The organism is Streptomyces hilarionis (assembly GCF_024539675.1).
GTDB classification, from domain to species: Bacteria; Actinomycetota; Actinomycetes; order Streptomycetales; family Streptomycetaceae; genus Streptomyces; species Streptomyces hilarionis.
In genome coordinates this window covers 1-993 of the sequence record NZ_JAHHIT010000357.1, presented here as the reverse complement: position 1 = coordinate 993, position 993 = coordinate 1, and the positions used below count along the sequence as shown (strand labels likewise).

Below are 993 nucleotides of genomic sequence, written 5' to 3'. Positions count from 1 at the left end.
GGCCCACCCCCAGGGCCGCCGCGCACGTGCGTCCCCCGGGGTGCTCGCGGCCCGTGCCACCCGTGCCCCTTGACGCCTCACCGCGCCGCGCGCATTATTCATCGCATGATGAATTTCAAGTCCGGCTCCCGCCCGCCCGACCGCGAAGCGCGGCGATCCGAGGAGCAGCGGAACCCGGGCGGCCGGGCCGAAGCCGCCGCGCCGGCCGTGCGCGCCCAGGGCCTCACCGTGGCCCGCGGCCCCCGCACCGTCCTGCGCTCCCTCGACTTCACCGTCCCGCGCGGCCAGATCACCGGGCTCCTGGGCCCCTCCGGCTGCGGCAAGTCGACCCTCATGCGCTCCGTCGTCGGCACCCAGGCGAAGGTCACCGGCACGCTGGACGTCCTCGGCCGCCCCGCCGGCCACCCCGACCTGCGCGCCCGCATCGGCTACGTCACCCAGGCCCCGTCCGTCTACGACGACCTGACGGTCCGCCAGAACCTGGACTACTTCGCGGCGATCCTCGACCCCGGCCGGGCGGCGGCCGAGCGGCGCCACGAGAACGTCACCCGCGCGATCGCCGACGTCGACCTGACCACCCACGCGGACGCCCTGGCCGGCAACCTCTCCGGCGGTCAGCGCAACCGCGTCTCCCTGGCCGTCGCCCTCCTGGGCGCGCCGGAGCTCCTCGTCCTCGACGAGCCCACCGTCGGCCTCGACCCCGTCCTGCGCCGCGACCTGTGGGACCTCTTCCACGACATCGCCACCAGCCGGGGCGCGACCCTCCTGATCTCCTCCCACGTCATGGACGAGGCCGAGCGCTGCCACCGCCTCCTCCTCATGCGCGAGGGCCGCATCCTCGCCGACGCCACCCCCGACGCCCTGCGCACCCGCACCGGCGCCGACACCGTCGAGTCCGCCTTCCTGCACCTGGTGGACGCCGCCACGCAGACGGCCCGAGCGAAGGAGAGCACCCGATGACCACGCAGACGCCCCCCGCCCCGTCCGCCACGC

The 993-nt window shown here is 75.6% G+C and carries 1 protein-coding gene; it reads left to right on the top strand.

Annotated elements, in window-relative coordinates:
* Positions 1-105 precede the first annotated feature (105 nt).
* The gene (locus KMS84_RS38590; protein WP_256921221.1) at positions 106-960 is read left to right on the top strand and encodes an ABC transporter ATP-binding protein; all 855 of its coding nucleotides are present in this window, start codon (positions 106-108) and stop codon (positions 958-960) included.
* Positions 961-993: the final 33 nt, after the last annotated feature.

What these genes read in the sequence shown, in the direction of transcription:
- KMS84_RS38590 (WP_256921221.1), top strand. Translation starts at nt 106, where the DNA reads ATGATGAATTTCAAGTCCGGCTCCCGCCCGCCCGACCGCGAAGCGCGG.